The organism is Mesorhizobium sp. M7A.F.Ca.CA.004.12.1.1 (assembly GCF_003997835.1).
Taxonomy (GTDB): domain Bacteria; phylum Pseudomonadota; class Alphaproteobacteria; order Rhizobiales; family Rhizobiaceae; genus Mesorhizobium.
Map to the genome: position 1 here is coordinate 1 of NZ_RZRK01000448.1, position 5,193 is coordinate 5,193.

The 5,193-nt window shown below is 62.2% G+C and carries 5 protein-coding genes and 1 riboswitch; all 5 genes read left to right on the forward strand.

Translation table 11 applies throughout. The annotated features are described in order from the left end of the window. Positions 1-539 precede the first annotated feature (539 nt). Positions 540-742: riboswitch (cobalamin riboswitch) on the forward strand. Between the two features lie 112 nt (positions 743-854). After that, the gene (locus EN984_RS22085; RefSeq protein ID WP_127267342.1) at positions 855-2,102 is read left to right on the forward strand and encodes an aromatic ring-hydroxylating dioxygenase subunit alpha; all 1,248 of its coding nucleotides are present in this window, start codon (positions 855-857) and stop codon (positions 2,100-2,102) included. A 25-nt stretch (positions 2,103-2,127) separates the two neighbouring features. Next, positions 2,128-3,228, forward strand: a complete 1,101-nt coding sequence (locus EN984_RS22090) for a hybrid-cluster NAD(P)-dependent oxidoreductase (protein WP_127267343.1) — start codon at positions 2,128-2,130, stop codon at positions 3,226-3,228. A 129-nt stretch (positions 3,229-3,357) separates the two neighbouring features. Then, positions 3,358-3,789, forward strand: coding sequence for a PqqD family protein (locus EN984_RS22095; protein WP_127267344.1), 432 nt, complete (start codon positions 3,358-3,360; stop codon positions 3,787-3,789). A 49-nt stretch (positions 3,790-3,838) separates the two neighbouring features. Continuing rightward, positions 3,839-4,888, forward strand: coding sequence for a serine kinase (locus EN984_RS22100; RefSeq protein WP_127267345.1), 1,050 nt, complete (start codon positions 3,839-3,841; stop codon positions 4,886-4,888). Further along, positions 4,885-5,193: glycosyltransferase family A protein (locus EN984_RS22105; RefSeq protein ID WP_164765573.1), on the forward strand; the 309-nt coding region annotated here is incomplete at its 3' end. The genes EN984_RS22100 and EN984_RS22105, both read left to right, overlap by 4 nt.

Consider the following 5,193-nt stretch of genomic DNA (forward strand, 5'->3'; position numbering starts at 1 on the left):
GGCTGCGGCAGTGAGAATGATCTTTTTCATTTTTGTACTCCAGTATCGTCTTTTTCCGTCCGTCTAGCGGCGTGTCTTGGAAATGAAATCGCGTCGTTCGGACAGCCCCGATGTGGGAGGGCAACCCCGCCTTTTCCAATCACGAAGTTGTTCCGTGTGGACCATGAATCCACACCTTGAAATTGTGCCAGGGGAATCTAGAGATACATTTTTCCTCTCTATATCAGCATGTTAAGTTTAACCATCCGATGGATCACTGACTGTTTCAAAGGCCCGGCGTTCACACCGTCCTGCACGCACCGTCAACAGAAACGAACCGTTCGGTTCGATTTTAGGTCAAGCTAATAGTCACTTTTCGAAACCGTTAACCTTTTTTGACCCCCGCCAAGGGTCGGACTCGGGAAGATCGCAGCCGGCAAATGGCCGCCCGGGAGGCGGGATTTCGGCCCGCGACGATCTGCGGTGACGTTTCGCATGCCGTGTCGCGCCGCATGGATACGATGTCGTTTTCATGCCGACGGCGCGCCAGCGATCGTGGTTAGATCATACCCATCTCAGGTGCCGCTTCGTGACGACGAGGCGGAGAATTGGGAAGCCGGTCAGAATCCGGCGCTGCCCCCGCAACGGTGGTGGAGTTCAAGTCGCAACGGGAGACCACTGGGCAACTGCCTGGGAAGGTGTCGCGATGGTCCGCAAGGACAACTCCAGAGCCCGGAAACCAGCCCGAGATTTTTAGACTCGACTGATCGCGGTGGGCGGTCAAGAGGTGGATAGCGCTTCCGGCACCTAGCCGGCCTGCGTTTCAATCCTTCCTCCATCACCACCAGTTCAGTCCTTAGAAACGAGGACAGGACATGGATACCCGCAACGACATGCTGAGGCTCCTGAAGGGGCGCCGGCAAGGCTTTTCGCTGGAGCAGCCCTTCTACACCGATCCAGACTACTTCAAGCTCGACATGGAGCTGATCTGGTATCGCGACTGGCTGTTCATCGGCCATGATTGCGAACTGCCGAAGCCGGGCAGCTACATCACCGTGCAGATCGGCGACTATCCGGTCGTCCTTGTCCGCGACCAGCAAGGCAAGATCAACGCCTTCCACAATTCCTGCCGCCATCGCGGCAGCCGCGTGTGCAACGCGGAAAAGGGTACGGCGGCAAAGCTCGTCTGCCCCTATCATCAGTGGACCTATGAGCTGGACGGCCGCCTGCTGTTTGCCCGCCAGATGGCCGACGGTTTCGACAAGAGTGATTTCGGCCTGAAGCCGGTCGCCTGCGAGAGCGTCGGCGGCTACATCTTCATCTGCCTGGCCAAGGAGCCGGCGGATTTCGCGCCGATGCGGGCGATGATCGAACCTTATCTTTTGCCGCACCGTTTGCGTGAGGCAAAGATCGCCTTTGAGAGCACGATCATCGAGAAGGGCAACTGGAAGCTGGTCTGGGAAAACAACCGCGAGTGCTACCACTGCGTCGCCAATCACCCTGAGCTGTGCAAGACCTTCCCCGAGGCGCCGACCGTGACCGGCGTCAACGGCGCCGACAGCGACCCCGAGATGGTCGCGCACTGGGCCAGATGCGAGGCATCAGGCTTGCCGAGCAAATTCCGCATCGATCCGGCAGGGCAGTACCGCGCCACCCGCGCGCCGCTGCTGCGCGATGCCGTCAGCTACACCATGACGGGAAAACGGGCGGTGAAGAAGAACCTGTCCGACAGCGTTTCAACCGACCGCATCGGCTCCTTGCTGCTTTATCATTATCCGACAACCTGGAACCATATCCTCGGCGACCATGCCGTCACCTTCCGCGTGCTGCCGATCAGTGCCACGGAAACCGCGGTGACGACGAAATGGCTCGTCCACAAGGATGCGGTCGAAGGCGTCGACTACGACCTCGCTGAGCTCACCCATGTCTGGACCGAGACCAACGACCAGGACCGCCGCATCGTCGAGGAAAACGCCTTCGGCATCCTGTCGCCGGCCTACGAACCAGGCCCCTATTCGGAGCTGCATGAGGGCGGCGTGATCCAGTTCGTCGAGTGGTACACGTCGTTCATCGGGCCGCGCCTTGCCGAAGGCGGCCGGCCGGCCCTGCGCAGCGTCGCCTAGCCCAGGGGACAAGAGGATGAATGCGATGACGGACCTTGGCCTCTATCGCCATCTCGACCAGATGACGCCCTGGAACGACCGGCTGCAGGTGCTGGAAGTGATCGGCGTCAGCGACGAAGCGCCGGACGTGAAGACCTTCACCTTCCGCTCCGACAACCAGACCTGGTTCCGCTACAAGCCGGGCCAGTTCGTGACGCTGGAACTGCCGACATTGGACGGGCCGCTGATGCGCACCTACACGCTGTCGTCCTCGCCGTCGCGGCCATTCTCGATCGCGGTGACGGTCAAGGCGCAGGCGGGCAGCACCGGCACGCGCTGGATGTTCGACCATCTGACGCCGGGCTCGCACGTCAAGGCCTATGGGCCGACCGGTGATTTTTCGCTGCATAGCCACCCGGCGGCCAAATATCTGTTCATTTCGGCGGGCTCCGGCGTGACGCCGATGATGTCGATGCTGCGCTGGTTGAACGACTGTGCGCCATGGACAGATGTCGGCTTCGTCAACTGTGCGCGCCGCCCGGAAGAGATCATTTTCCGCAAGGAACTCGAGCTGCTCGGCAGCCGCATGCCCGGCCTGTCGCTCGGCTTCATGATCGAGGAGCGGTCGAGCCGCGAGGGCTGGTTCGGCCATATGGGCCGCATCGACGCGATCCGGCTGCCATTGCTGGCGCCCGATTTCCGCGAGCGCGAGATTTTCTGCTGCGGCCCCGATCCCTTCATGCGCGCCGTGCGCGGCATGCTGGACGCCGCCGGCTTCGACATGGCGAAATACCATCAGGAAAGCTTTGCTGCGCCTGCCGTGGAGGAAATCCCGGCGCCGTTCTCGCCGCCGGCGGAGGACGGCGCTGCTGCTGCCGTCGAGGCCGTGACACCGATCCGGTTTTCGCTTTCCGATGTCGATGCCGAATGCGTCGCCGGCCAGACCGTGCTGCAGACGGCACGCGCCTCTGGGGTGCGGATTCCCGCCGCCTGCGAGTTCGGCCTGTGCGGCACCTGCAAGGTGAGGAAGGTCGCGGGCGATGTCGAGATGAGTCACAATGGCGGCATCCTCGATCACGAAATCGAGGACGGCTTTATCCTCGCCTGTTGCTCGAAGCCGCTTTCTGCGCTTGAAATCGAAGCGTGACCGGCTGCGCTCGCCCCCGAGCCTGCGCCATCTTGCCAAAAACCCTGCAAATGGTTAGACGCCTGCAACGGTGGGGTTGACCGTAGGCCCGAAGATCATCTCCGCGGCCTGCTCGGCGGGGGAGCAAACATGCGACAATCCGGCATCTATGCCATTGCCAGCAAGGATATCGTCTTTGAATCCTTCGACGGCGAAGCCGTCGTTCTTGACCTGACCACGGGTAAATATTTCGGCTTCTCTGATTCAGGCAGCAGACTTTGGGATGCACTGTCGTCCGGCGTGCCTGCCTCCGAACTGGTCGGCGCCGCGACCGGCATTGGCGCCCTCGATGCCGCCGCGATTGACGGCTTTGTTTCACAATTGCTCGAATTCGGTTTGCTGGCGGCCGTAACCGATGGCGTGGCAAGACCGGCTCCAAGCGAATTGCTGGCTCAGCTCGCCGCTGCCAGAGAGCCCCTGAAGGTCGACATCCATGACGATCTCGCCGATCTCATTGTCGTCGATCCCATCCACGAGGTCGAGGAGCCCCTCGGCTGGCCCGCGGTGAAGCAGGCCAACTGAAGCGCCCATCAGGTTCTCGTTGCCGGGCAGCTCCGGAACAGGCAGACCCATGCCGAACGTCACTCTCGAAAACTTGGTTGACTACGCACGCCATGTCCTGGCGCAAGCAGAAAGCAGCGCCGCGCATTATCCGCTGACCTGCAAGGCGAGCTTGCCGCATCTGGATCTGACCGCGCATGTCAGCGTCGGCGCATTGGCGGATGCCGTCGCTCATGGCCTTGTCACGGCTCCGGGCAACCGAACGCCTGCCGACAGCTGCCGCGTCTTCGTCGCACATCCCGGCATAGACGGCATCGCGGCACCGGTCAGTTGGGGCCAGGGGCCCTTCACGCAGCATGGCTTCGCCACCCGGCTGGCGGAGGCCGGATTGCGCGGCAACCATTTTCACGACCTGGATTTCTGGCAGTTCTATGATCCGCAACGTCGCGTTGGCGTGCAATTGATGGCTTCGGCCGATGCCTTTCCACCGTGGGAGCCGGGAGCGCCGCTGCGGGCTTTCCTGCATTGGGAATATGCGGCACGCGGCATGCGGCTGGCCCATGCGGGGACGCTCGGGACTAAGGGCAGGGGCGTGCTGCTGGCCGGCGCGGGCGGGGCCGGGAAATCCGGAACCGTCGCCGCCGGCCTCCTCAACGGACTGGACAGCGTCGGCGACGACTATGTGCTGGTCGACCTCTCCAACGGCGTGACTGCCCGCCCACTGTTTTCAACACTCAAACAGGATCCCCAGGGGTTCGTTCGGCTTGGGCTGAAGCATCGGCTGAAAGCGCATGGTCCGCTCAACTGGCAAGGCAAGCATGCTTTTCACATTGATGACATCGCGCCTCGGCCGGTGCCCGAAACTCTGGACATCATCGCGCTGCTGGTGCCACATATCGGCGGAGGCGAGGCAAGTTCGATCGTGCCGGTGTCGCGCAGGGATGCCATGATTGCCTTGGCGCCGTCGGGCATAGCGCAGATGCCGGGCGAGCGGGAGAGCGGCTTTCGCTTCTTCAGCGACCTGACCCGCCTGCTGCCGTGCTATCGTCTGTCGCTGGGGACGCAGCCACAGGAGATAGCCGGTACGATTGCGGACTTTCTCACGCGGGGCGCTTCGTGAAACTGAGCGTGATAATGCCCGTCTACAACCGTGAGCGCTATGTCGTTTCGGCATTGCGCTCGCTGGTGCGGCAGCGGGACGCCGCCGATCTCGACATCATCGTCATCGACGACGGCTCGACCGACGGCTCTGCTGAGGCCGTGCGCTCGATGATGCGCGAAAACGCCTGCATCCGACTGTTCCAGCAATCCAACATGGGCGTAGCCAGGGCGCGCAACACCGGGCTGCGGCAACTGCCGCCGGATGCGGAGTTCGTTTCGTTTCTGGATTCTGACGACATCTCGCTGGCCGGACGGTTCAAGAAG

Bases quoted from the DNA above. Each gene is read 5' to 3' on its own strand.
- EN984_RS22085 (WP_127267342.1), top strand. From the start codon at position 855: ATGGATACCCGCAACGACATGCTGAGGCTCCTGAAGGGGCGCCGGCAA.
- EN984_RS22090 (WP_127267343.1), top strand. From the start codon at position 2,128: ATGACGGACCTTGGCCTCTATCGCCATCTCGACCAGATGACGCCCTGG.
- EN984_RS22095 (WP_127267344.1), top strand. From the start codon at position 3,358: ATGCGACAATCCGGCATCTATGCCATTGCCAGCAAGGATATCGTCTTT.
- EN984_RS22100 (WP_127267345.1), top strand. From the start codon at position 3,839: ATGCCGAACGTCACTCTCGAAAACTTGGTTGACTACGCACGCCATGTC.